22 protein-coding genes and 1 other RNA gene are annotated in these 25,447 nt (G+C 50.3%); 20 read left to right on the forward strand and 3 right to left on the reverse strand.

Annotated elements, in window-relative coordinates:
- Window positions 1-19 precede the first annotated feature (19 nt).
- From recO to rnpB, 10 genes are all read left to right on the forward strand, one after another.
- Window positions 20-775 (forward strand): DNA repair protein RecO, encoded by a 756-nt coding sequence (gene recO / locus ACAN54_RS23310; protein ID WP_379161151.1) that lies wholly within the window; start codon window positions 20-22, stop codon window positions 773-775.
- Between the two features lie 437 nt (window positions 776-1,212).
- Entirely contained in the window at window positions 1,213-2,100 is an 888-nt protein-coding gene (glyQ, locus tag ACAN54_RS23315; protein ID WP_074112497.1) for a glycine--tRNA ligase subunit alpha, read from the forward strand.
- Window positions 2,093-4,171: a glycine--tRNA ligase subunit beta gene (gene glyS / locus ACAN54_RS23320; protein ID WP_379161153.1), complete on the forward strand. Its 2,079-nt coding sequence runs from the start codon at window positions 2,093-2,095 to the stop codon at window positions 4,169-4,171. Before glyQ ends, glyS begins: the two co-directional genes overlap by 8 nt.
- Window positions 4,172-4,371: 200 nt before the next feature.
- Complete coding sequence (locus tag ACAN54_RS23325; RefSeq protein ID WP_379161155.1) at window positions 4,372-4,851, forward strand: YaiI/YqxD family protein; 480 nt, start codon at window positions 4,372-4,374, stop codon at window positions 4,849-4,851.
- A 24-nt stretch (window positions 4,852-4,875) separates the two neighbouring features.
- Window positions 4,876-6,711, forward strand: a complete 1,836-nt coding sequence (gene dnaG / locus ACAN54_RS23330) for a DNA primase (RefSeq protein WP_379161157.1) — start codon at window positions 4,876-4,878, stop codon at window positions 6,709-6,711.
- 40 nt (window positions 6,712-6,751) lie between these two features.
- Window positions 6,752-7,885, forward strand: coding sequence for an RNA polymerase sigma factor RpoD (rpoD, locus tag ACAN54_RS23335; RefSeq protein WP_036683799.1), 1,134 nt, complete (start codon window positions 6,752-6,754; stop codon window positions 7,883-7,885).
- Window positions 7,886-7,932: 47 nt separating this feature from the next.
- Window positions 7,933-8,811, forward strand: a complete 879-nt coding sequence (locus ACAN54_RS23340; RefSeq protein ID WP_379161160.1) for a hypothetical protein — start codon at window positions 7,933-7,935, stop codon at window positions 8,809-8,811.
- Complete coding sequence (locus tag ACAN54_RS23345; protein WP_379161162.1) at window positions 8,808-9,584, forward strand: tRNA (adenine(22)-N(1))-methyltransferase; 777 nt, start codon at window positions 8,808-8,810, stop codon at window positions 9,582-9,584. The genes ACAN54_RS23340 and ACAN54_RS23345 overlap by 4 nt, the downstream gene beginning before the upstream one ends.
- The gene (locus ACAN54_RS23350) at window positions 9,560-10,675 is read left to right on the forward strand and encodes a Nif3-like dinuclear metal center hexameric protein (RefSeq protein ID WP_379161164.1); all 1,116 of its coding nucleotides are present in this window, start codon (window positions 9,560-9,562) and stop codon (window positions 10,673-10,675) included. The genes ACAN54_RS23345 and ACAN54_RS23350 overlap by 25 nt, the downstream gene beginning before the upstream one ends.
- A gap of 61 nt (window positions 10,676-10,736) precedes the next feature.
- Window positions 10,737-11,150: RNase P RNA component class A (rnpB, locus tag ACAN54_RS23355), an RNA gene on the forward strand.
- A 115-nt stretch (window positions 11,151-11,265) separates the two neighbouring features.
- Here the strand turns inward: rnpB and ACAN54_RS23360 are convergent.
- Entirely contained in the window at window positions 11,266-12,501 is a 1,236-nt protein-coding gene (locus tag ACAN54_RS23360) for an aminotransferase-like domain-containing protein (RefSeq protein WP_379161166.1), read from the reverse strand.
- A 97-nt stretch (window positions 12,502-12,598) separates the two neighbouring features.
- On the opposite strand from ACAN54_RS23360, the gene pdxR reads away from it, so the two are divergent.
- A complete protein-coding gene (pdxR, locus tag ACAN54_RS23365) occupies window positions 12,599-14,038 on the forward strand; it encodes a MocR-like pyridoxine biosynthesis transcription factor PdxR (protein WP_379161168.1) in 1,440 nt (479 codons plus the stop codon).
- Here pdxR and ACAN54_RS23370 read toward each other — a convergent pair.
- Window positions 14,035-15,918 (reverse strand): S8 family peptidase, encoded by a 1,884-nt coding sequence (locus tag ACAN54_RS23370; protein WP_379161170.1) that lies wholly within the window; start codon window positions 15,916-15,918, stop codon window positions 14,035-14,037. The genes pdxR and ACAN54_RS23370 overlap by 4 nt on opposite strands.
- Before the next feature lie 210 nt (window positions 15,919-16,128).
- Between ACAN54_RS23370 and ACAN54_RS23375 the strand changes: the two genes are divergently transcribed.
- The 6 genes from ACAN54_RS23375 to thiI all read left to right on the forward strand — a co-directional run bounded on the left by ACAN54_RS23375 (window position 16,129) and on the right by thiI (window position 20,916).
- On the forward strand, window positions 16,129-16,626 hold the full coding sequence (locus ACAN54_RS23375; RefSeq protein ID WP_379161172.1) for a YpuI family protein: 498 nt from the start codon (window positions 16,129-16,131) through the stop codon (window positions 16,624-16,626).
- Between the two features lie 164 nt (window positions 16,627-16,790).
- Complete coding sequence (locus tag ACAN54_RS23380) at window positions 16,791-17,015, forward strand: DUF1540 domain-containing protein (protein ID WP_379161594.1); 225 nt, start codon at window positions 16,791-16,793, stop codon at window positions 17,013-17,015.
- 12 nt (window positions 17,016-17,027) lie between these two features.
- Window positions 17,028-17,429 (forward strand): hypothetical protein, encoded by a 402-nt coding sequence (locus ACAN54_RS23385; RefSeq protein WP_379161174.1) that lies wholly within the window; start codon window positions 17,028-17,030, stop codon window positions 17,427-17,429.
- A gap of 186 nt (window positions 17,430-17,615) precedes the next feature.
- Window positions 17,616-18,326, forward strand: a complete 711-nt coding sequence (locus ACAN54_RS23390; RefSeq protein WP_379161596.1) for a lytic transglycosylase domain-containing protein — start codon at window positions 17,616-17,618, stop codon at window positions 18,324-18,326.
- Window positions 18,327-18,462: 136 nt separating this feature from the next.
- Window positions 18,463-19,614: a cysteine desulfurase family protein gene (locus ACAN54_RS23395; RefSeq protein ID WP_379161176.1), complete on the forward strand. Its 1,152-nt coding sequence runs from the start codon at window positions 18,463-18,465 to the stop codon at window positions 19,612-19,614.
- Between the two features lie 48 nt (window positions 19,615-19,662).
- The gene (gene thiI, locus ACAN54_RS23400) at window positions 19,663-20,916 is read left to right on the forward strand and encodes a tRNA uracil 4-sulfurtransferase ThiI (RefSeq protein WP_379161598.1); all 1,254 of its coding nucleotides are present in this window, start codon (window positions 19,663-19,665) and stop codon (window positions 20,914-20,916) included.
- On the opposite strand, the gene ACAN54_RS23405 is transcribed toward thiI, so the two are convergent.
- On the reverse strand, window positions 20,913-21,593 hold the full coding sequence (locus ACAN54_RS23405; RefSeq protein ID WP_379161179.1) for a TerC family protein: 681 nt from the start codon (window positions 21,591-21,593) through the stop codon (window positions 20,913-20,915). The genes thiI and ACAN54_RS23405 overlap by 4 nt on opposite strands.
- Window positions 21,594-21,788: 195 nt before the next feature.
- Between ACAN54_RS23405 and ACAN54_RS23410 the strand changes: the two genes are divergently transcribed.
- From ACAN54_RS23410 to typA, 3 genes are all read left to right on the forward strand, one after another.
- Complete coding sequence (locus ACAN54_RS23410) at window positions 21,789-22,448, forward strand: TerC family protein (protein WP_379161181.1); 660 nt, start codon at window positions 21,789-21,791, stop codon at window positions 22,446-22,448.
- A 205-nt stretch (window positions 22,449-22,653) separates the two neighbouring features.
- Entirely contained in the window at window positions 22,654-23,166 is a 513-nt protein-coding gene (locus ACAN54_RS23415) for a hypothetical protein (protein ID WP_379161183.1), read from the forward strand.
- Window positions 23,167-23,417: 251 nt separating this feature from the next.
- Window positions 23,418-25,262, forward strand: a complete 1,845-nt coding sequence (typA, locus tag ACAN54_RS23420; protein ID WP_379161185.1) for a translational GTPase TypA — start codon at window positions 23,418-23,420, stop codon at window positions 25,260-25,262.
- The last annotated feature ends 185 nt before the right edge of the window (window positions 25,263-25,447 follow it).

Genomic DNA, 25,447 nt, shown 5'->3' on the forward strand with positions numbered 1-25,447 from the left:
AGTGGTTGGGGGAAGAGGCATGCTATACAGGGTGGAAGGGATCGTCATCCGCAGCATGGACTACGGCGAGGGGAACGCGATTATTACGCTTTGCACCGAGAACGCCGGCAAAGTAGGCGTTCTTGTGCGCGGGGCCAAAAAGGTCAAAAGCCGTCATGCTGCCTTGATCCAGTTGTTCACTGCCGGGGAATTTGTATTTTTTCGCAACAATGGGGGACTCGGCACACTGAATGCCGGAGAAATTACACAGTCCCACCATCCGCTTCGCGAGGATCTGGTCAAGGCGGCTTATGCTTCATACGCCTGCGAGCTGCTTGACCGTGTGCTCCATGATGAGGAGACCGGCAGCTTCTGGTACCGGCAGCTCTCTGCCTGCCTGAATGCGCTCGAGGAAGACAAGGAGCCTGGCATCATTACTAATGTCTTTGAAATGAAAATCCTGCAGGCAGCAGGCTACGGTCCACAGCTGGACCATTGTATCGTCTGCGGCTTGGACAAGCCTGATGAGGAATTGCGGGTAAGCCCCCGCTTCGGCGGGGTACTCTGCCGCAGCTGCAGGCATAATGATCCTCCGGCTATGGAGGTCTCCCCCCGTGCTCTCAAGCTGCTGCGTTTATTTGCTGCCCTTGATCTGACAAGGCTTGGCAGCGTAGATGTGAAGGAAGAGACGAGGGCTGAACTCAAAAAGATCATGCGGGCCTTTATGGATCATCAGCTGGGGCTGAAGCTGAAGTCACAGAATTTCCTGGACCAGCTGGATCGATACCATATTTGACGAATTGCAAAAAATCCGTTACTATAGGTTCAGTTTCTTTTATAGTTGTGCCGTTATAGCTCCTAACATGGAGAAACGTGCATTGATCGGGAAAGTAATGAACATCATTGTCGCTTAAGCGAGCCGGGGATAGTGGAAGCCTGGCGGGACAACGTTCATGAACATGGCACCCGGGAGTACGCAAGCGGCTTGAATGAAAGTGGATTTCGTCGTTATCGATGAGATCAAGTAGGGTGGAACCGCGGGAGTAACTTCAAGCTCTCGTCCCTATGTCTGTATATCAGGCATGGGGGCGGGAGCTTTTTTGCCTTGTGGTAAGGGTGCGAATGGCATCCGGCAACACACAAGGATAGGACTTAGCCGCCTCCATCGCACATCAGGCAAATGAACCATGGCAAGAGGCGCAGTTAAACTTGTGAAGCGAAGGAGTCGGTAGTATGAATTTTCAGCAGATGATTTTGACGCTGCAGCAGTTCTGGTCTGCACAGAACTGTATTCTCGTCCAGCCGTATGATACGGAAAAAGGGGCAGGAACCATGAATCCCATGACCTTCCTGCGTTCGCTCGGACCGGAGCCGTGGAAGGTAGCTTATGTGGAGCCTTCACGCCGCCCGTCAGACGGACGTTACGGGGAGAACCCGAACCGCCTGTATCAGCATCACCAGTTCCAGGTGATCATCAAGCCGTCCCCGGACAATATCCAGGAGCTGTATCTCGACAGTCTGAAGGCGCTTGGGGTAGACCCGCTTTTACATGACATCCGGTTTGTCGAAGACAACTGGGAGAATCCATCCCTGGGCTGCGCGGGTCTCGGTTGGGAAGTGTGGCTGGATGGTATGGAAATCACACAATTTACGTATTTCCAGCAAGTCGGCGGTATTGAGACCAGTCCGGTAGCTGTCGAAATCACTTACGGTATGGAACGTCTGGCTTCCTATATTCAGGACAAGGAAAATGTATTTGATCTGGAATGGGTAGATGGCATGACCTATGGCGATGTATTCCACCAGCCGGAAGTGGAGCATTCTACCTATACCTTTGAAGTATCCGATGTCAAAATGCTGTTCACACTCTTCAACACGTATGAAGAGGAAGCACGCAGAGCCATGGAGAAGCACCTTGTGTTCCCGGCTTACGATTATGTGCTGAAATGCTCGCACACTTTCAACCTTCTGGATGCGCGCGGAGCGATCAGTGTGACCGAACGTACGGGCTTTATTACTAGAGTCCGCAATCTTGCCCGCACCGTAGCGGCAACATATCTGGAGGAACGCGAGAAGCTAGGCTTCCCGCTGCTGAAGAAAGAAGGTGCTGACCTTGTCTAAGGATATATTGTTTGAGATCGGACTTGAAGAGGTTCCTGCCCGCTTCATCCGTGCTGCGATGGAACAGCTGCAGGATAGAACCTCTAAATGGCTGGAAGCTTCGCGCATCTCCCATGGCGGAGTAAGCGCCTATGCCACGCCGCGCCGTCTTACAGTTCTGGTGAAGGATGCGGCGGAAAGACAAGAGGATGTAAGTGAAGAAGTGAAGGGCCCTTCCCGCAAAATCGCGCTGGATGCAAACGGCGATTGGAGTAAGGCTGCACTCGGCTTTGCCCGCAGCCAAGGGGTTTCACCGGAACAGTTCACGTTTAAAGAGCTGGCTGGAGTGGAATATATCTATGCTACCAAGAACAGTGACGGGGTGAACACCTCCTCCCTGTTATCTGAAGGACTAAGTGGTATTGTAAACTCGATGACCTTCCCGAAAAATATGCGCTGGGGGGCGTATGATTTCAAATTTGTCCGTCCAATCCGCTGGCTTGTAGCTTTATTCGGCCAAGAGATTGTGGATCTTGAAATTACCGGCGTCAAAGCCGGAAATGTAAGCCGTGGACACCGGTTCCTGGGAACCGAAGCGGTCATCGCTGAGCCGGCACAGTATGTGGAAACTATGCGCAGCCAGCATGTACTGGTAGATGTGAAGGAACGCGAAGAGCTGATTTTGAACCAGATCAACAAGCTTGCTGAAGAAAAGAACTGGACCATAGCGGTCAAAGAGGATCTGCTGGAGGAAGTATTGTTCCTGGTGGAAACTCCGACCGTGCTGTTTGGCACCTTTGACGCTTCATTCTTGAACATTCCGCAGGATGTGCTGATCACCTCGATGCGTGAGCATCAGCGTTATTTCCCGGTGTTCGATGCAGCGGGTGCACTTCTGCCTTTCTTCGTTACCGTTCGCAACGGCAATGCACAGTCGCTGGACGTGATCGCCAAAGGTAATGAGAAGGTGCTGCGTGCACGCCTGTCGGATGCGAAGTTCTTTTATGAAGAGGACCAGAAGCTGCAGATCAGCGATGCGCTAGCTAAGCTTGAGAATATCGTGTATCACGAAGAGCTGGGCAGCGTAGGTGATAAGGTTCGCCGGATTCGTGCAGTAGCTGACCGGCTGGCGGCTAAGCTGGGGCTATCCGATAGTACGGCTGCTGAAGTTAGCCGGACTGCTGATATTTGCAAATTCGATCTGGTTACCCAAATGGTTAATGAGTTTTCGGAACTGCAGGGAACCATGGGTGAGGATTATGCGCGCAAGGCCGGGGAACCTGAAGCGGTTGCCAAAGGGATCTTCGAGCACTATCAGCCGCGGTTCGCAGGAGATGCGGTCCCTGCTTCGGAAGTGGGAATGGTTGTCAGTCTTGCGGATAAAATAGACACCATTGTCGGCTGCTTCTCCATCGGCATTATCCCGACAGGCTCACAGGACCCTTATGCCCTTCGCCGTCAGGCGGCAGGTATTGTGCAGATTGTTCTTGAGCATAAGCTTACCATCTCTTTACAGGATATTTTTGACGCAGCGGTGGAAGTGCATGAAAGTTTACGGACAGAGAAACATTTAACCCCGGACCTGCGTATTAATCTTTACGAGTTCTTCGGACTGCGCGTAAAACGCTTGTTATCCGACAACGTTCGCTATGATGTTGTGGATGCAGTGATTGCGGCAGGCTTCGATGATATCGTGGCTGTAGTAGGCAGAAGCCGTGCGCTTATGGATACTGTAAATGATCAGGCGGATTTCAAAATTACTGTGGATTCACTGACACGGGTGAGCAATTTGGCAACCAAAGCGGCTCCAGGCAGTACCGTAGAACCTTCTTTACTGAAGGAAGAGGCAGAGCAGAAGCTGTATGAAACCTGGCAGGCTATTCACACACCTTATCAGGAGGCTCTGAAAGCCAGAGATGCAGCGGAAGCGCTGCGGATTCTGTCGGGTCTGAAGGATGCGGTTACCGGATTTTTTGATTCTGTAATGGTCATGGCCGAAGACGAGCAGATTCGTACGAACCGTTTGGCTCTGCTGGCCGGAATTGATGCGGATTCCAAAGCCTTTGCCGACTTTGGCAAGCTGGTGTGGTAGTCACTTTCTGAGCAGACCCTGATGTCTGTATCCGACCCCAAAATGTACAACTTTGTGCAGTTATGGTATAGATCGATGGTTTGGGGTATAAATATACGGAACGGTGCCAATGCGTAAGTTGTCATTCGTTCCGTATTTATGCTTTTCAAAGAAGGATTTCTGTCCGGCAAAGCGTATATATATTAAACGGGAAATTGGTGATGTTCATGGAAGGTTCCCAGGAAAGAAAGATCGTAGTCGACGGGGATGCTTGTCCGGTGAAGCAAGAAATTATTACGGTCGCCCGGAGGTTCGGTATCCCGGTAATCATGGTCTCTTCCTACGATCATGTGCTTAAGGGCGAAGCAGGCGTTTCAATCGTTCAAGTGGACCGGGGAGCAGACAGCGCCGACCTGTACATCGCCAATCATATTTCTGCAGGAGACATTGTTGTTACCCAGGATTATGGCCTTGCTGCACTGGCGCTTGGCAAACGTTGCCGGGTATTGTCTAACCGTGGGCAGGAATATGAAGATTCCACAATGGATTTTATGCTGGAGGGCAGGCATGCCAGAGCCGTGGAGCGCAGAAGGGGCCATTATTCCAAGGGACCTAAAGCGATCACTGCGGAAGAAAAAAATTATTTTCAACATAAACTGACAAAACTTTTAACAATTTTGCAGGAGAATGTACAGCTATAGCGAATTATATTTACTTGTTAAGAGATGAAGGTGGTTGAAGTGGCTAGCGGACAAGGTAATATTCCGGAAGAGGTTATCGAGAATGTGCTTGCACGGCATGACATTGTCGATACAGTCGGTAAGGTTGTCCATTTGTCCAAGCAGGGGAAATATTTATGGGGCCTCTGCCCGTTTCATTCGGAGAAAACTCCTTCCTTCACTGTAACCCCTGACAGGGGTGTCTTTCATTGCTTTGGCTGCGGTATGGGTGGAAATGCCATCAAATTCAGGATGGAAATCGAAGGGTTATCCTTCCCCGAAGCAGTCCGAATCATGGCTGAAGAAAGCGATATATCTATTCCAGAAGGAGCGGGGGGGATTCAGTCTCCTCCTGATCCTGAGCGTGACCGGCTGATTCAAGCCTATGAGCTGTCGGCAAAATTTTATCATTTTCTGCTGAAGAATACGGAATACGGCACTGCCGCCATGGATTATTTGAGATCCCGGGGCTTCAGCGACAAAATGATCGACCAGTTCCAAATCGGCTTCGCACCGGACCGCTGGGATACACTTCTGCAGTTCCTTGAGAAAAGGAATTTTGATCTCGGCGAGATGGAGAAGGGCGGATTGCTGTCAGCCAGAGGCGAAGGCAAAGGGTACCTTGACCGCTTCCGCGGGCGTGTGATTTTCCCGATTGCGAACCGCACCGGAAAGGTGATTGCTTTTGCCGGAAGAATTCTGGGGGATGGCCAGCCGAAATATTTGAATTCTCCTGAGAGCAGATTGTTTAACAAAAGCCGTATTCTGTACAATTTGCACCAATCCAAAGCATCCATCCGCAAAACGCGGCAAATCGTCCTTTTTGAAGGCTATGGTGATGTCATTTCGGCTTGGGAAGCAGGTGTGCATAACGGTGTTGCTACCATGGGAACCTCACTTACAGATGGACATGTGGCGCTGATGAAGAGCCTGGGGGATGAGATTGTTCTGGCTTATGACGGTGACAAGGCGGGACAAGCTGCTGCGATTAAAGCTATCCCGATGCTGGAGGACAATGGCCTGCGGGTCAAGGTTGCCATGCTTCCGAGCGGGCTCGATCCCGATGAGTTCATCTCCCGTTATGGCGGAGAGCGCTTCAAGGATCAAGTCATTGATTCAGCGGTCTCATCGATTAAATTTAAGCTTATATATCTGAAAAAAAACCATATACTCCTAGAGGAAGACGGTAAAATCGCCTATGTCAAGGAGGCGCTGGAGATTATCGCATCCCTGCATTCCTCCACAGAGCGGGAGGTCTACCTTCGTGAAATCGCCTCGGAGCTGGAGCTGTCATATGATAGCTTGAAGCAGGACTGCAATTTACTTCGGGCGTCGATGCAAAAAAACATCCCCGAAGGGGATAATAACGACAAAAGGTGGAATAATGGTAGGCATAAAAAAGGGCAGGTGCAAACACCGACTTTGCTGCCGGCTTACCATGTTGCCGAAAGGCGCCTGCTGTCCTTGATGATACAGGACCCGGAAGTCGCAGCATATGTAGGAGAACGCCTCGGAGAAGAGTTCAACATCGATGATCATGCGGCAATAGCCGCTTATCTATATGCCTATTACGCACAAGGCAAACCACCCGGCATCAGCCGGTTTCTATCATCGCTTCAGGATGACCGTCTGGAAAAGACTGCCACAGCCATTTCCATGATGGACACTCCTCCGGACTGGAATACGCAGGTTCTGGATGATTGTATCCGTGAAGTACGGAAATACCCCGTAAAGCGCGGGATGGAACTGAAACGCGAAGAGATGATTCAAGCAGAGAAGTCAGGCGACTTTTTGCGTGCGGCACAAATAGCAAGTGAGATTATAGCCCTAGAGAGACAATGAGCAGTTGACAGGATGTACCTAGGGAGGAGGGAGTCGAATTATGGCGAACGATCAGCACACTGAACTGGAAGCGGAATTTACTCTGGATCAGGTTAAGGACCAGCTTATTGAGCAAGGCAAGAAAAGATCATCATTGAACTACAAAGATATTATGGAGAAATTGTCGCCGTTTGATCAAGACCCCGAACAAATGGAGGAATTCTACGAGCAGCTGAGCGATCTGGGGATCGAAGTTGTCAACGAGAATGACGAAGAGGTTAACAGCCTTCGGCCAAGTGAGGACAATGAGGACAAAGACAGCGATGATTTCAGCTTCGACGACGATTTGTCACTCCCGCCCGGAATTAAGATTAATGACCCTGTCCGGATGTATCTGAAGGAAATTGGACGGGTGCCGCTGTTGTCAGCTGACGACGAGGTAGAACTGGCGATGAGAATCAAGAACGGTGATGAGGAAGCAAAACGCCGTCTGGCTGAAGCGAACCTTCGTCTCGTGGTCAGTATCGCCAAACGTTACGTCGGACGCGGCATGTTGTTCTTGGACTTGATTCAGGAAGGCAACATGGGTCTGATCAAAGCGGTGGAGAAATTTGACCACAACAAAGGATTCAAATTCAGTACGTACGCAACCTGGTGGATTCGTCAAGCTATCACACGGGCGATTGCAGATCAGGCGCGGACGATCCGGATTCCTGTACACATGGTGGAAACCATTAACAAGCTGATCCGGGTATCCCGCCAACTTCTGCAGGAGCTTGGACGTGAACCGTCGCCGGAAGAAATCGCCGCCGAGATGGAGCTGACTGTAGAAAAGGTCAGAGAGATCATGAAGATTGCCCAGGAGCCGGTATCGCTGGAAACACCGATCGGTGAAGAGGATGATTCGCATTTGGGTGACTTTATCGAGGATCAGGAAGCTCTTGCGCCTGCGGATGCGGCTGCTTATGAGCTGTTGAAGGAACAGTTGGAGGATGTACTGGACACGCTCACCGAGCGTGAAGAGAATGTGCTTCGTCTGCGCTTTGGCCTGGATGACGGGCGGACGAGAACGCTTGAGGAAGTAGGCAAAGTGTTCGGGGTTACCCGTGAACGGATTCGCCAGATCGAGGCTAAGGCTCTACGCAAGCTTCGCCACCCAAGCCGGAGCAAACGTCTCAAGGATTTCCTCGAATAGTTGTGTTGAACCGGACCTTCTGCTGCACGGTGGCAGGAGGTTCTTTTATGCATGAAATAGTAGTAAGTGCCAGAGTCAAGGTCCGAAAGAGGGATGAACCGTTGAACTTGGAAAAACGTGAAATTATTTTAAGAGAAATTCAGTACTGGAGAAGAAGTAAATTGTTACCGGAGCAATATTGTGATTTCTTGACCAATCTCTACGATGATGAGACAGAGGTGAAGGACAGCAATCCAATTTCGTTCCGTAATCTTCAGCAGGGAAGCATCAAAATTTGGCTGTTTGGTTTTGGAATTATTTCCTTGATTTTCTTGATTAGTCTTTATTTTAGCGTTTTTCCCTGGCCTTTGCAACTTGCAACAGCACTCTGTGTCCTTATTGTTTGTTATGGCTACTCGGCGGTTTACAGGGACCGGAACAACATGATCAGTCTTATGCTAGCAGGGATAGGCAGCATACTGACCCTGGGATTCGGATTATGGCTTATTGCACTGCATGACCTGGACCCGGACTTCTGGAGGCCTGTGCTGATTGCCGGCTGCGGACTGCTGTGGGTCGTTCTTGGTTTTCTTCTCCGGCTTAGTCTTTTGCATTTTTGCGGCTTTGCTTTCTGGACACTGCTCTATGCCGGATTCTTCAGCCACATGCGCCCGGATGCCTCTATTCTCGAGCTGGAGCTATTGTATTTACCGCCATGCGTACTTATGGTATGGCTGAGCTGGTTGCTGCATCACCGGGTGAATGGTGTTTCAGGAGTTTACCTTGGCGTAGGTGTAGGTCTGTGGATTATGCCTGAGATTGATGCTTTACTCTTGAGACCGGATTTTCCGCAGTGGGTTTCGTTAATACTGATACTAAAGATTGCGGCAGGTCTTGCTCTGCTGTTTATTTTCCGTAAAAAATGGATAATGTGGGTGACCTCATGAATAACAATAAATTATCAAACCGGCTTCAGCTTGTACTGGAGCAAATTCCGCAGGGCAGCGTGGTTGCCGATATCGGCTCTGACCATGCGCTTTTGCCTGTAGCGGCTGTAGGGAGCGGGCGGGTACGATCTGCTATCGCAGGAGAAGTAAATCCGGGTCCGTATGAAGCTGCCCGAAGAGGGGTGGCAGAGGCCGGACTGGGAAAGTCGATCGACGTACGACGCGGAGACGGGCTTGAGGTGCTGGAGCCTGGAGAGGCCGATTGCATTACCATTGCAGGTATGGGAGGCTCCCTTATTGCATCCATCCTGGATCGCGGATTGAACCTTGGAAAGCTTGAGGGTGTCAAGACCCTTGCGCTGCAGCCGAATGTGGGGGAGGATATCCTCCGCCGCTGGCTTTTGAACCATGGATGGGTGCTTACCGCTGAGCATATTCTGGAAGAGGACGGCAAGATCTATGAAATTCTGACGGCAGTTAGAGAAGAGGCTGCTGGAGGGATTACGAATGAACAGCTGTACCAGGAGCGCAGACTGTCTTCCAGTGTGGTATGTGAACGTGAGTTGCTGCTGGCGATGGGACCTTGGCTGCTCCAGGCACCGAATGAAGCCTTCTTTGACAAATGGCAAGGGGAGATTGCGAAGCTCGAAGGCATTCTTACCTCTCTGTCACGTTCGGAGCTGGAATCTGCAGAAGAAAAACGCGGCAAGATCAATGAACAGATCAGACGAATTACGGAGGTGCTGGAATGTTTGCCAAAGGCCAGACTGTAATCGGATATATGGAGCAGCTTGCGCCCAAGCATCTGGCGGAAGAATGGGATAACGTAGGCCTCCAGCTGGGATCTCTGCAGAAGGAGATAACCGGTATCCTTGTGGCGCTTGATGTTAATGATACTATTGTGGATGAGGCAATATCTCTGGGCTGTAACCTGATTATCGCCCACCATGCAATTATCTTCCGCCCGATCAAGGGAATTCAGACGGATACTCCAATGGGCAGGCTCTATGAGAAGCTGATTAAGAATGATATTGCTGTCTATATCAGCCATACGAATCTTGATGTGGCCGAGGGCGGCATGAATGATTGGATGGCTGAAGCTCTCGGCATTCAGGAAGGTGCTCCAATTAAGGACATCCATACCGAGCAGTTGTCCAAACTGGTGGTATTTGTGCCGAAGGATCATCATCAGAAGGTGCTGGATGCCATCCTGAATGCAGGTGCGGGCTGGATTGGCAATTACAGTCACTGCAGCTTCAATATTGAAGGGTATGGCACATTCATCCCGAGAGAAGGCTCTGATTCGTTTCTTGGGGAACAGGGCAAGCTGGAGCGCGCGGAGGAAATCCGCATAGAGACGATTGTGCCCCAGCCCATCCGTAACAAAGTCGTGCAGGCGATGCTGAAAGCCCACCCTTACGAGGAGGTGGCATATGATCTGTATTCTATGGATCTTAAGGGCCGCAGCTTCGGACTGGGGCGGGTAGGGAAGCTCAAGGAGCCGACCACGCTGGGCCAGTTCATTGAAACGGTCAAAAGCGGACTGCAGGTGGAGCATGTTCGTGTCGTTGGGGATTTGAACCGTCCCATCCGCAAAGCTGCCGTAATGGGAGGCTCTGGCGCTAAGTATTATAACAGCGCCATCTTCAAAGGAGCTGATGTGCTGGTGACAGGAGACATTGATTATCACACTGCCCAGGATGCTGCTCTGGCAGGCATCGCTCTGATTGATCCAGGACATAACGCAGAGAAAATTATGAAAGTGAAAGTAGCCGAGTGGATGACGGACAAGCTGACTGAGCATAAGTATGATACAGTGGTGCATGTCTCTCAAGTGAATACGGAGCCTTTTGCCTTCCTGTAAACCACATATTTACACTTGTGCGTCAAGGTTCAAGTCTGTATAATATACAATGTTGTTCAGGAAAGTTTGACAGACAATCGCCGGTGCGCGTGAAGACGCCACGGGAGGAAAGTCCGGGCTCCACAAGGCAGGGTGCTGGATAACGTCCAGTCGGCGCGAGCCGAAGGATAGTGCCACAGAAATGGACCGCCGATGGCCGCTTTCGGGCGGCACAGGCAAGGATGGAACCGAGGTGTAAGAGACCCCGAGGAACGCTGGTGACTTCGTTCCTGGTAAACCCCATCTGGAGCAAGACCTAATGAGACGCAGCTTCTCCTAACGGAAGAAGCAGCCTTCGCCTGAGGCGTGTCTAGGTTGGTCGCTGGAGCTGTGCAGTAATGTACGGCCTAGATAGATGATTGTCGCTTATGGTGGGAGGGTAGTTCCCGTTTGAACCACGACGAGCACAGAACCCGGCTTACGGCAAACTTTCCCAACTGACAACTTATAGATTGTACTGATCGCTAATCATAAGACAGCGGCCCTCATCGAGGGCCGCTTTTTGTTACATATATGCTGTGCGCTATAAAGAATCCTTTTTGGAATACAGATTAATCTGCTTGAGGAATCAGCCGCGAGATTTGTGTACTTTGCGCGTAAATATTCAGGGCTTCGTCCAGCCGCTGCACGGCAACCTGTATAAGCTCAGGCGGCGTATGGGTGAAATTGAGACGCATCGTATTCTTTAGCGGCTGTTCGGAATAGAACACCTCCCCGGGTACGAAGGCTACACCTTGCTCAACAGCATAAGGGAGTAGCTGTGCGGCCTCAATGTGCTTGGACAGTGTCAGCCATAGGAACATGCCGCCTCGCGGTTCAAGGAAGTGAATTCCTTCCCAGTTACGGGATCTCAGCTCGCCGGAGAGCAGCTTCATCCGGGAGTGGTATTCGCGGGAAACCAGCCGGATATGCCCTTCAAGGTCGAAGGTTTGCAGCAGTTCAGACAGCGCCCTCTGGTCAATTACGCTGGAATGCAAATCCGCTGCCTGCTTGGCCTTGGTGATGACTTGGATCAGTTCAGGAGGTCCGATGATCCAGCCGGTACGCAGTCCCGGTGCAACAATTTTGGAGAAGGTACCCGTGTAGACCACGCAGGATTCACCCCCGCCGCTTCTGTCAATGGCAGCCAGCGTAGGCGGATAAGCATCAGGAGCATCGTCAAAGGTGATATCACCATAAGGATTGTCTTCGAGAATAAGCACATTATATCGTCTGCATAATTCCACAGTCTGTTCACGGCGTTCTTTGCTCCAGGTGGCACCTGAAGGATTGTTGAACGTTGGAACGGCGTACAGCAGCTTAGGCCTCTGTGTACGAAGCTGCTCCTCCAGATGATCGGGAAGCATACCCTGCTCGTCACTCTTGACGGTGTGGATGTCCGCACGGTAAGAGCCGAGTACTTGAAGGGCGGCCAGATAAGTAGGCGCTTCTACAAGCACACGGTCGCCAGGGTCGAGCATGATTTTGCAGAGCAGATCCAGAGCCTGCTGCGAGCCTGTAGTCAGAATCATATCGGAAGCAGATACTGCAATTCCCTGCCCGCTGAGTCTGGCTGCGATTTGTTCACGAAGGGGCAGATAGCCCTCGGTTAAGCCATACTGAAGGGCTGAAGTATCCGCAGCAAGTGCCTTGTTGTAAGCATCACGAACCGCTTGCATCGGGAATAATTCTTCCCCGGGCAGCCCTCCAGCCAGGGAGATAATATTTCTTCCTTGCGTTACCTTGAGAATTTCACGGACTGCTGAGGAACCCAGATGTTCTGCGGCTGTTGAATAATGAATCTTCATAAAAAAATACGCCCCCGCTGCTTGGATTTTGTTGTATCATAACGGCATAGCGGTATAACAGTAAAGCACTGAATATAACAGTTGGGAGGACGGAAGAATGCATATCGATTTGCTCCGCAGCGGCAGCAAAGCCTTGCCGCAGCAAATCAGTGATACACTGGCTCAGCGGATCACTTCCGGGCTCCTGCAGCCGGGAACCCGGCTGCCCTCCATAAGAAGACTGGCAGTTACCCTGAAGGTAAGCCAAGTTACTGTGAGCAAAGCATACACCGATTTGGAAAAGAGGGGCCACATTGTATGCACCCAGGGAAAAGGCTGCTTTGTAGCTGAGCATGAGGCAAGCGGATCCGGGAACGGGACACGCTGGCAGGATAAATATGATGATTATTTGCCGCGTGCACAGCTGTGGCGCAACTTTGACTACTCCAGGGTGGAATTCCCATTCCATCTGGCTGCGATTCATAGTGACCTGCTTCCGCTGGAGCCAATTGGCTCAACCATGGCGTCACTGGTAACGGAGCAGCCCGAGTTGATGGCTTCCTATGGGAATTTCCAGGGGGATCCGGAGCTGCGGGAGATTATGCGCAGGCATTTGCAGCCACGTGGCATTCACCTAAGCTCCGCTGATCTGATGATTACCAGTGGAACCCAGCAGGGGATTGACCTTGTGGCACGCACCTTTGTGGGCCCGGGAGACACTGTATATCTGGAAGCGCCTAGCTATACAGGGGCAATTGATGTTTTTGCCGGAAGGGGAGCGGAGATGATCTTCGTGCCTATGGACCATGAGGGGATGCGGGTGGATGTGCTGACCCGGCTCTGTGATACCAGGCCGCCCAAACTGATCTATACGAATCCTACTTTTCAGAATCCGAGCGGTGTCACTATGAGCTTAACAAGAAGACAGCGGCTGCTGGAGCTTGCCCGCAGCTACCGCTGTCTCATAGTGGAGGACGATCCGTTCAGCGACCTGTATTTTCATACCCCACCGCCTCCTTCGATCAAATCCATGGACGAAGATGGGCATGTGGTATATATGAAAAGCTTCAGCAAAGTCATTGCTCCAGGCTGCAGAATTGCCTGTGTAGCCGCTGAGGGTAATATCCTGTCAAGGCTCATCGCTGCCAAGTCGGCCAGTGATCTGGGGAGTCCATTGCTTACGCAGGGAGCAGTACTCCCGTTCATTGCCCGTAACTACGACGGCTATGCCAGCAAGCTCCGGACTGCTCTGCGTGGACGGATGGAGAAGGCAGCTAAGCTGCTGAAACAGTATGCCCCTTCTGGGGTTACATGGGTTCTTCCCGAAGGCGGATTGAACCTTTGGCTGCAGCTTCCTTCCGCGACCGGTATCGAGAAGCTCCATGAGCTGGCGGAGCAGGAAGGTATTTCTTTTCTGCCTGGCGATGTGTGTTATGCCGGTGATCTGCCTTCAAGACATATCCGCCTGTGCTATTCGCAAATGAAGGAAGCCGACATGGAACGTGGCCTGAAGCTGTTCCTTATTTTGCTGGACAAGCATCTCCGTTCACAGGGTTAATTATTTCCGAGACTCTGCCGAAGGCTATTGAGCTGCCGTTCAACTTGCTGCGGGAACAGCTGAAGCGGGGCCTCTCCTCCCCCTGCCGCCTGCAATGTCTTATAGATATCCACCTGACCCCATCCATAATATTTATCGTGGCCGGGATCGCCCAGATCTACGGCGCTTGAAGTCATGATTGTCATCACTTCCTTATTGGTTAGAGCCGGGTTCAGTGAACGGACCAGTCCGGCAAGTGCCGCTACATGCGGGCTGGCCATCGAGGTTCCGGACAATGCCGCATACTGGTTGTCGGGATATGTGCTCGCGATGCTCTCGCCGGGAGCGGCGACATCAATATAATCCCCGTAATTGGAGAAGGAAGCTTTTTCACCTGTAGCATTTGTTGCCGCAACTGCAAGGACTTCGGGATAGGCAGCAGGATAGCCTGGACGTTCGGTGTTGTCATTTCCTGCGGCGGATACAATAACCACATCGCGGTCGTAGGCATATTTAATCGCATCGTGCAGAAACTGCGAATCGGCATAATTGCCCAGACTGAGGTTGATCACTTTGGCCCCTTTGTCTGCAGCCCAGATGATTCCTTCAGCTACGGAATACGTGGTGCCTGCACCCGAGTTGTCCAGCGCTTTAACCGGGAGAATCTTGTTGTACCAGCTGATGCCGGCCACACCTTCTTTATTATTCGTCAAAGCCCCGATAATTCCCGCAACATGTGTGCCATGACCTACATCATCGTCAGGAGGGGAAGTATTCGTTATGGTATTATAACCGGCAAGCAGTTGGCCTTTGAGGTCCGGATGATTCGCCTGAACCCCTGTATCCACTACCGCGACAATAATATTTTTGCTGCCTTTTGTCAGATTCCAGCCCTGTTCGGTTTCAATCGCCGGCAGATTCCACTGGTAGGTTGAAAAGAGCAAATCATTCGGTGTAATGACTGTGGCTGTATTTTCGCTGACGGTATCATTGGTTAAATACATATAGTGAGGTTCCGTATATTGCGGATGCCACTTCCCGGAGAAATAGGTTTTCAGTTGGGTGTAGTTCATTGTCCCTGAGCGGAAAATGTAGGCATAACCCAGCTTCCGCGGCTCCTTGCAGCGTATATCGGCGGCAATGGTCTGCAGCTGTCCTGCTGTTGGGTGGCCATTTTTAAACCGGACGACAATTTCATTTTCGTAATAGTGACTGGCATTCTCGTTATCGTGGCCGGTTTTGACCGTAAGTTCCTTCAGGGTATCGGCATGGACCGATTCAACGCGGTATTTGCCTTCCTTCGGATACGGAATCAGCCGCAGATTCTTGAGCTGGTGCTCAGCCACCCGGTCCAGTATTCTTTGATGGATCAGGGCGATGACCCCATAATGGCCTTCCTGGTCACGCTGGGCGGTGAAATAATACTTTTTATTGCCGATAATAAAAGAAGGGGATTCATAGGCTTGATGTCCCTTGATAGCGGCTTTTGCCGTGTTCAGGTACTTCAGGAGCTGTTTGTTCTCCTGTTCGCTTCCTTCGGGAAGAGACGATTTGAAAGTCTGGGTCTGCTGCGTGCGGAAATCAATCCACATCAGCATAGTAATATGGCCGTGTCCCTGCTGCAGTCGTTTGGCATATGCTGAAATATCCCCGGGCATTTTACCATGGGTCTCGGAGAGCATCGTTCTCAGGTGTCTGTTGACATCTACTCTGTTCAAACGGTCGGTAGCGATGACATCCTGCGTAAGTGCTGTTTTTTTAATCGTCTTTTCCTGTGCAGGGTTGGGTACGGAGGCTTGTCTCAGCTTGGGCTCTCCATCAGAACGAAAGGTGAATGTTAGAACTGCTATGGTGAAAGCAGCGGTGACCAGACCGGCTAGTATTGCATTTTTACGTAACATATTTTCCGCTCCTTCATGGCATTGTAATAGGTATAGGTTTCGGAGTGGACAGAGGTTTTATGCATTGCAGAAAAGGATACCGTCGTCCAAAGATTTATGTTAATATCAGAAAGTAAGTGCTTACTAAGTAAAACACTTGGAAAAACCTCGCTATGATTGTTAATTTATTTCAACTACATGAGCCAGGACTAATAAGGGGGAGCAATCGCCATGTCAGCAGCCAATGTGCAGAATTTGTGTGAAACGACGAGAGAAAAGCTTAAATCCGTAATCGGAAAAATGGAATTATTCCTGAATCAGCATGCGCTGCCGCAACTGGCTACAGAGGAAGATGAGGAAACGCTGCTCTTTTATCAAGGCTTTTTGTCCGATCTCCGCCATTTGCTGGTGTTCTCGGAAATGTCCTATGAGAAGCTTGGGGTTGCCTTACGGCGTGCCACCTTTGATGAAGCCTTTGCGCAAAAGGCGTTATATAACGTATATCATTTTGGGGTGAACAATTTCTTTTATCCCAAAAATGAAAGCTATTCCGAAGATGGACGTTATGCCTATACAGGACAAGATGCCATCCGTTTCCGCAAAAAGCCGGTACGTCCGGCCCGCGACATTATCATGGATATTACCAAGGTCTATGAAGAACTGCGGGATGATCTAAGTTATTATGAAAATGACTATTTGACCGAGAAACGCATGCAGAATCAGGTGTAGCCTGAACGAAAGTGGAATACCGTTACAACTGGATCGCACTGGCCATGGATATGGCTGATGCGGTCTTTTTTTGATTTTTAACTGAGGTAGGTGCATGGGTTCAATTGGAAACCCTTTGCTGGATAGCGGCAGATTTCTACGGACATAATGTAACCGAGGTGATAATGATGACAACCGCCAAACCACTTGTGAAATGCAGTGTGAGCAACTGTAATTATTGGGGAGAGCAGAACCTTTGCCGTGCAGATCAGATTGTGATCGAAATCGACAAACACTCGGGCAGCGGATATATGGAAGAATATGCCGAAGAAATGACGAATCAGGGCCATCACGATCATGCGGCTACTTCTTCTGCTACCTGTTGCCTAACGTTCAAGCCGAAGGATTAGGAGGACACCGCTATGGATAAGCGCAGTGAAGATTCCAATCTGGACCAAGATTCCCGCAAAAAAATAATTCTGCGTCCGAGGAGAATAGATTACCCCCGCCGGGACAGAAACCTTAATGAGGAATATGCCGCTGAGATCAGCCCGTTGCCGGCTCATGTGCATAGAGGGCTGATCAAAGGGACAGAAGCCAAAAAAGAAGACGGGACAAACACGGATAGCCGGACCACCGGGTATGTGGGCTTGGGGTTTGGAATAGTCTCCTTGTTTGTCTGGTCCATTATTTTGGGACCCATTGCAGCAGTGCTTGGTTATTATGCGTATGCCAAGGGACAAAAAACTGCAGGGGCGTGGGCCATGGGACTAGGGATTGTATCTACACTCAGCTATTTTATTATGATTCCTTTTGCCCGTTAGCCGTATAATCCAGCATAAGCCCGATTCGAAACAGGCTTTAAGACCTAACTATGCAGGTCTTAAGTCTGTTTTTTCGTGTCTACATATAGCAATTATAGCGTGGAAATTGTAAAATAAAGGCGTATTTTAAATTTGAAATGAGAACCTTAACATATATTAACGACTGTGAAAGAAGGAATGCTCAGAATGGTGATTAATGCCGTAACTAGCGGCGGAACCGGCCAGCTAAAATGGATCGATTTAAGAAGCTCTTCCCAGGTTAAAGATACAAGGGCCGCCCACAAATCGGAAGTTTCGGGAAGCTCGTCAGCAGAATTTGCTGCCCTACTCCAGGAGAACGCACTCCAGAATAACAGCGGGGATACCAGAAGAGTATTACCATCAATGGACAGCTCCTCCTTAAGCGGACTGTTATGGCAGCAGTTTGGCGGGGTGGATGAAGCCTATAATTCCATTTCCGGGGAAATAACGCAGACGAAACCTACGGATTATGAAGATCTTATTCAGACGGCAAGCACGAAATACGGGGTTCCCGTAGATCTGATTAAAGCGGTTATTGATACAGAGTCTTCTTTTAATCCTAATGTTGTATCTTCGGCCGGAGCCAAAGGTCTGATGCAGCTAATGGATGGAACGGCGAATGGCCTGGGTGTATCGGATCCCTTTGACCCGGCTCAGAGCATCGACGGAGGGGTACGTTACCTATCCTATCAATTGAAACGGTATAACGGGCAGGAGAATATGGCGCTTGCCGCTTATAATGCTGGTCCGGGACGGGTGAACAAACTGGGAGTAAGTAATGACATGGAGCTGATGGCCAATTTGTCGCAGCTTCCGAAGGAAACCCAGGCTTACATCACCAAAATAGAACGCGCCCGCGAGAAATACGCGGTATAATAAAAAGGATCAAACGGGTTACCCTTAAGCCACAGAGGTGGCGAGGGCCGTTTGATCCTTTTTCGCCCTTTATAGGTTTGCGGGAGATTCTTGCATGTTTTGCTTAAGAACGAGATACAAAGGAGACCTTCGATATATGCTGTACTGGGATTATGCCGCTGCAGCACCTCCTTATGATGAGGTGGTGCAGACCGTGGAACAAATTATGAGAGTTCATTATGCCAATCCTTCATCCCTGCACCGGGCGGGGGTGGAAGCTGAGCGGCTTATTACACGCGCGAGAGAAGTATGTGCAGCCTCACTTTCTGTACAGCCGGGCGAAATTCTGTTCACCTCCGGGGCTACCGAGAGCAACAATCTGGCTATAAAAGGCGCCGCCTTGCAGTATCAGGGCAGAGGGAGACATATCGTTACGACACAGTTGGAGCACCCTTCAGTGTTTGAGAGTTGCCTGCAGCTGCAGACTCTGGGCTGGGAGGTTACTTATATCGCGCCGCAAAGCTCGGGGATCGTGGATCCGGCGGATATTTCCGCTGCCGTTCGTCCAGATACGGTGCTTGTCAGTGTGATGCATGTCAATAATGAGATTGGAACCGTACAGCCGCTGCGGGAGATTGGACAGAGGATCAAGGCTGCAAACCGCCGGACCTTATTCCATGTGGACGGGGTGCAGGGATATGGTAAGCTTGAGACTCGGCTATCGGAGTGGCAGGCTGATCTCTACAGCCTGTCTCCGCATAAAATCCGTGGACCACGGGGTACAGGCATTCTGGTCGTCAGAGAAGGAGTAACGCTGTTTCCGCTTCTGACGGGAGGCTCGCATGAGAATGGAACCCGTGCCGGAACTGAGAATGTAGCTGGAATAGTGGCTTCGGCCAAGGCTCTGCGAATGAGCGGTGAGAGACGGGAAGAACTAAGCAAACGGCTGATTCCGCTTCGTAACCGGCTGCTGCATTTTATCTCGGATATCCCAGAGCTAGTTCTGAACAGCAGAGAGGACGGAGCACCTCATATTGTCCATTTCTCTTACCCTGGCATGAAGGGAGAGGTTCTTGCACGCAAGCTGGAGGAGCTAGGGATGACTGTCTCGACCCGTTCAGCCTGCTCTTCGCGTCTTGCCGAACCGAGCAGGATATTGTTGTCCATGGGCAAGGACGTGCCTGCGGCACTTGGAGGTATCCGGATCAGCCTGGGGGACAGTCATACGGAAGCTGATGTTGCCATGCTTGAACAAGCGCTGTTGACTGCAGTACAGTCATTGAAGAAAGTTGAAGGAGGCATGAAATAAAGCATGAAAGAGATAGAAAGTGGATGTGCAACTGAATCCGGTACCGCTATGATAAGAAGTAGTGAATATGCAGATATGCTGATGCTGCGGTTCGGTGAATTTATCCTAAAAGGCAAAAACCGCACGCGGTTTGAGAAAACAGTGCTCCGCCATGTGCGGGAATTGGTCAAGCCCTTTCCGAAGGTGAGCTTAAGCAAGGAGTTCGGGCGCATTTATGTGCAATTGAACGGGGAACCCGCAGGGGAATTGATCGCTGTGCTTCGCAATGTTTTTGGTATTGCTTCGATAAGCCCGGTAAAAGTTTCTTTATCGGAGTTTGATGATATTTTGTCAGTCAGCCGGAATTTCTTGCAAATTGCTGCTCCGGCAGCAGGCACAACCTTCAAGGTGAATGCACGCCGGGTATGGAAAGGATTTCCCTTTGGCTCAATAGAAATGAACAAGCTGATTTCGACGCCGCTTCTTCAAGGCTATCCAGGTCTGGTTGTGGATGTGAAGTCACCCCAGATGGAGCTGAGGATTGAAATCCGGGAAGGCCATACCTTTATTTTCTGTGAAAATATTGCCGGTGTTGGAGGGTTCCCTCTGGGCACCAACGGGAAAGCCATGCTGCTGCTGTCCGGCGGTATTGACAGTCCTGCCGCGGGCTGGTCATCCATGCGCCGGGGCCTCGAAATCGAATGTGTCCATTTCTACAGCTTTCCCTATACCAGCGAGCTGGCCAGGCAAAAAGTCGTAGATCTGACGCGGGTGCTGTCAAGATATGCAGGGGTCATCAAGCTGCATCTTGTTCCGTTCACGGAGGTGCAGACCTCTTTTACAGGTATCGGGCAGGATAACCTGATTGTTACCTTGATGCGCCGGGCCATGCTGAAGATTGCATCTAGGCTGGCTGAGCAGGAGGGAGCACTGGCCCTCGTTACGGGAGAAAGTCTGGGCCAAGTTGCCAGCCAGACGCTTTCCAGCATGAATGTAATCGGCCGGGCAACCCAGCTACCACTGCTGCGTCCTCTTGTGATGATGGATAAGAGTGAGATTGTGGACATCTCCAAAACCATCGGCACCTATGAACTCTCCATCCTTCCCTACGAGGATTGCTGCACGCTGTTTGTCCCCAAATCGCCGACGACTAATCCCAACCTGCGGATCGTGGACAAAATTGAAGCCACCCTTCCAGGCTACAGTGCGCTTCTAGATACGGCGGTAGCGGGAACAGAGACAATTACTATAACCCCCTACGGAGATGAAAAGCCAACGGATGTAGTTCCTGCGGAAGCAGGGCTTCAGGAGGAATGGTTCTAGTCTGAAGGAAGGGGGTGCTCCCTGACCCGTTTCCAATGCCCGGCCGCAAGGATTCCCCCAATCACCAATAGGATAAAAAGAACCCTCAGCAGCGGATGCTTCTCTACAAAAGGACCGATCCGCTGCTCTTCGGTGATCATGCTTGAGGCAGTCAGGCCCAGGACAGCAGAACCGATATAAATAATCCAGGGATACCGGCCCATCAGCTTAATGAAAAGAGTACTGCCCCAGACTACAATCGGAACGCTAATGAGCAGCCCCAGTACTACCAGCACGATATTATGATTGGCCGCTCCGGCAATCGCAATTACATTGTCCAGACCCATGGCAGCATCTGCGATTATGATAGTCCGCACCGCCGACCAGAGTGTTCCTCCTGCCTGGATTTTTGGATCCTCGTTATCTCCGGTGAGCAGTTTATAAGCAATTAGAATAAGCAGTAGGCCCCCGAACAGCAACAGCCAGGGAATCTTTAGCAGCCAGACTACAAGAACGGTGGCGATAATCCGCAGTGCCACAGCTCCTGCTGTACCCAGCAATATCGCCTTTTTCTGTGTTGCGCCTTGTAAATTCCGTGCAGCCAGGCCAATGACAATGGCATTATCACCCGCCAGAATCAGATCCAGAAAAATAATATTCAGCAGCGGCAATATGAAATCCAAAGCGGATGTGTTCAAGAGCGTGTCACTCCTATTGTTTTGTTTGTTACAGCTTAAGCAGGTAATAGGCATTTACCATCGGAACAGTATAGTGTTGTATACGCTAAAAAAACGCCGGACATTCATAACTTACAAAAAAGCCCGCCCATGAAGCATAGCTTGCCCGCCTTGGACATACATGTAAATACATGCAGTTCGGGGAGGCTGAAGTGAATGGATTCTTTATTGCTGCTTGGTGAAATACTGATGATCAATCTCGTGTTGAGCGGAGATAATGCAATGGTCATCGCAATGGCCAGTAAAAATTTGCCTGAGCAGCACCGCAAGCTGGCAGTTTGGTGGGGGGCTGCAGGTGCTGTTGTGCTGCGTTGTCTACTGACTTTTGCTGCAGTGTTGCTGTTGAAGATCCCTTATATTGAGGCCGGCGGGGGTATATTGCTGCTTTGGATCTCGTTCAAGCTGCTGCTGGAGGAGGAAGAGGACGTCCGGGTTGCGGAGAGCTCATCCGTATGGAAATCCATCCGCACTATCCTGCTTGCTGATTTTATTATGAGTCTGGACAACGTACTGGCCATTGCAGGTGTGGCTAAGGGGGATCTAGCGCTGATTGTGATCGGTATCGCTCTCAGCATTCCGATTGTAGTATGGGGCAGCGGAATTATCGTGGGCTGGTTACACCGGTTCCCTGTGCTGATCTACATCGGGGCGTATATCCTCGCCTATACGGCAGGAGATATGCTGCTTCAGGATGCCAAATTTGGTGCGGTGATTTCCTTCCTGCTGCCATCTTTACACTCTCTGCTACCGTTATTGCTCGGAGTCACTGTTGTGATGTCGGGCTTGCTCAGGCGCGTAATCTTATCGGCTAAGTAGAACTTCCGTAATCATTGGAGGCTGAGTCAGAGCTGTGCAACAGCTTTGGCCCAGTCTCTTTGCCGTGGGAACCCATAATAAGAAGAATGATGGTGTTTTGTTATTTTTTCAGATAAAATATAAAGAGAATCCTGTCACATACTTAGGTATCTTAGTGGCGGCTCTGAGAGAAAAAAACATGAATTTTTGAAGGGATGGGTGGATAATGTCTTCCAAAAACGATGCGAAACTGGGTATATTTATATTCGCCGCGGGCATTGTGATATTGTTCGGAAAGCTGGGAGTGTTCGGTTTTCTCGGGCGAACCTTATGGCCACTCGTAATTCTGGTACCCGGCCTGTTCCTTCATGTGCTTTTCTTCAGCCGCCGGGCTCCAGCATCAGTGCTGCTGCCAGCTGGGATTCTGACCGTGTACGGACTGCTGCTGGGCTTATGCAATACCTGGGGCTGGGGACTGATGGCTCATCTGTGGCCGCTGCTGCTGCTGGGTATTGCTGTCGGACTGTATGAGTATTCACTCTATTCCTCTGGACGGAACGGCGGACTTACAACTACAGCTGTCATTTTGGGGCTGCTAAGCCTGGTGCTGCTGATTTTCAGTATGTTGGGTACGGGAGCACTTTATTTGCTGGGAGCTATACTGGTTGCGGCTGGTGCCTGGCTAATCTTTGGACGGGGCAAACCGGGAGGACGCAAAAAGTGGAACGGAGGCTGGTAAGACGGATTTCCGGCCAAACAGGTTCCAAGAAGGAACGGGGAAATTGCCCGAATGCAACTTTAGCAAAATTAAACGGAGATGGAAACCGTTTTTTCATAAAAAGACTTGCTTTTCATGGTGCTTTCACTATAATATTAAGGATATGTTGAAGCGTCGGCTTTCTGCCTGGCGCTTCTTTTGTGAGATTGCCGCGACAAGCTATAAATTTAAACATTTTTAATTTGATAAATGAGAGGATTTGGATACAAATCATGCATTCAAGAAAAGATATCCGCAATATTGCGATCATTGCCCACGTAGACCATGGTAAAACAACACTCGTCGATCAGCTTCTGCAGCAGTCAGGGATTTTCAGCGCGCACGAGCACCTTCAAGAACGGGCCATGGACTCGAACGATCTGGAGCGGGAACGCGGAATTACCATCCTAGCCAAAAATACAGCAATCACCTATAAAGAGTTCCTGATCAACATCGTAGATACCCCTGGACACGCCGACTTTGGCGGTGAAGTAGAACGTATCATGAAGATGGTTGACGGTGTACTGTTGGTTGTTGATGCATATGAAGGTTGCATGCCGCAGACCAAATTCGTTCTGCGCAAAGCACTGGAACAACACCTGACACCTATCGTTGTCGTGAACAAGATTGACCGTCCGGCTGCACGTCCGAAGGAAGTTATTGATGAAGTCCTGGATCTGTTCATTGAGCTTGAAGCCAGTGACGACCAATTAGAATTCCCGGTTGTTTATGCTTCTGCAATTAACGGTACATCCAGCATGGACCCTGAGAAGCAGGATGAAACCATGCTTGCACTGTACGAAACAATTACCCAGCATATCCCGGCTCCAACTGAAAAGGTTGAAGAACCTCTGCAGTTCCTTGTAACCTTGATGGACTACAATGAATATCTGGGACGTATCGCTATCGGACGCGTGAACCGTGGCATAATTAAACAAGGGCAATCCGTTACTGTCATCATGCGCGACGGCAAGAGCAAAACAGCCCGTATCGAGAAATTGTTCGGATTCCAGGGTCTTAAGCGTGTCGAAACAGAAGAAGCGGGCGCAGGCGACATCGTGGCTATTGCCGGCATCAAGGATATCAACATCGGTGAGACTATTGCCGATCCGGCGAACCCTGAAGCGCTGCCTGTCCTGAAGATTGATGAACCAACTATGCAAATGACGTTCCTCGTGAACAACAGTCCTTTTGCAGGCAGAGAAGGTAAATGGGTGACTTCCCGTAAGCTGCGTGAACGCCTCTTCAAAGAGCTGGAAACCGACGTGAGCTTGCGCGTACTGGAAACCGACAGCCCCGATGCCTTTATCGTCTCCGGACGCGGTGAGCTTCACCTGGGGATTCTGATCGAGAATATGCGCCGTGAAGGCTATGAAATGCAGGTATCCAAACCTGAGGTTATCGTTAAGGAAATTGACGGTGCCAAAATGGAGCCGCTTGAGCGTCTGATGATCGATATCCCGGAAGAAAGCATGGGAGCCGTAATGGAGAGTCTGGGTACTCGCAAAGCGGAAATGGTCAACATGATCAATCACGGAACCGGACAGGTTCGTCTGGAATTCCTGATTCCTGCACGCGGTCTGATCGGTTACAATACGTATTTCCTGACGCTGACACGCGGCTATGGTGTAATGAACCATGCGTTTGACAGCTACGCTCCACTGATCGGTGGCCAGGTTGGCGGACGCCATCAGGGCGTGCTTGTATCCAGTGAGACTGGAAATACTACTCTTTACGGCATGATGGGCGTGGAAGACCGTGGTATTCTCTTCCTGGAGCCAGGTACTGAAATTTATGAAGGCATGATCGTAGGTGAACATACCCGCGATAACGATATCATCGTCAACATCTGCAAAGAAAAGCAGTTGACCAACGTCCGTTCGGCAACGAAGGATGAAACAGTGAAGATGAAGACCCCTCGTCTGTTCTCACTGGAAGGTGCACTTGAGTATCTGAACGATGATGAATATTGTGAAATCACACCTAAATCTGTCCGTTTGCGTAAAAAGATCCTGAATAAGGGCGAACGCGAACGTGTGGAAAAACAGCGTAAAGCGGCGCAAGCCAGCCAAGCCTAACTTGATCTGAACGAATGGTTGTTTGTTCTGCCAAAGTACAGCACTCCGTTCTTCTTATAAGCCGCCGGAATATTCCGGCGGTTTTTGATTTGGCAATGCTGTTATGAATTCCCTCAAATTCTTAGGATTATTGCGGTATAAAAGCCTGTTGAATGTTATAATGTAAGCGAACTTATCCCGGAGGG

The organism is Paenibacillus diazotrophicus (assembly GCF_042610465.1).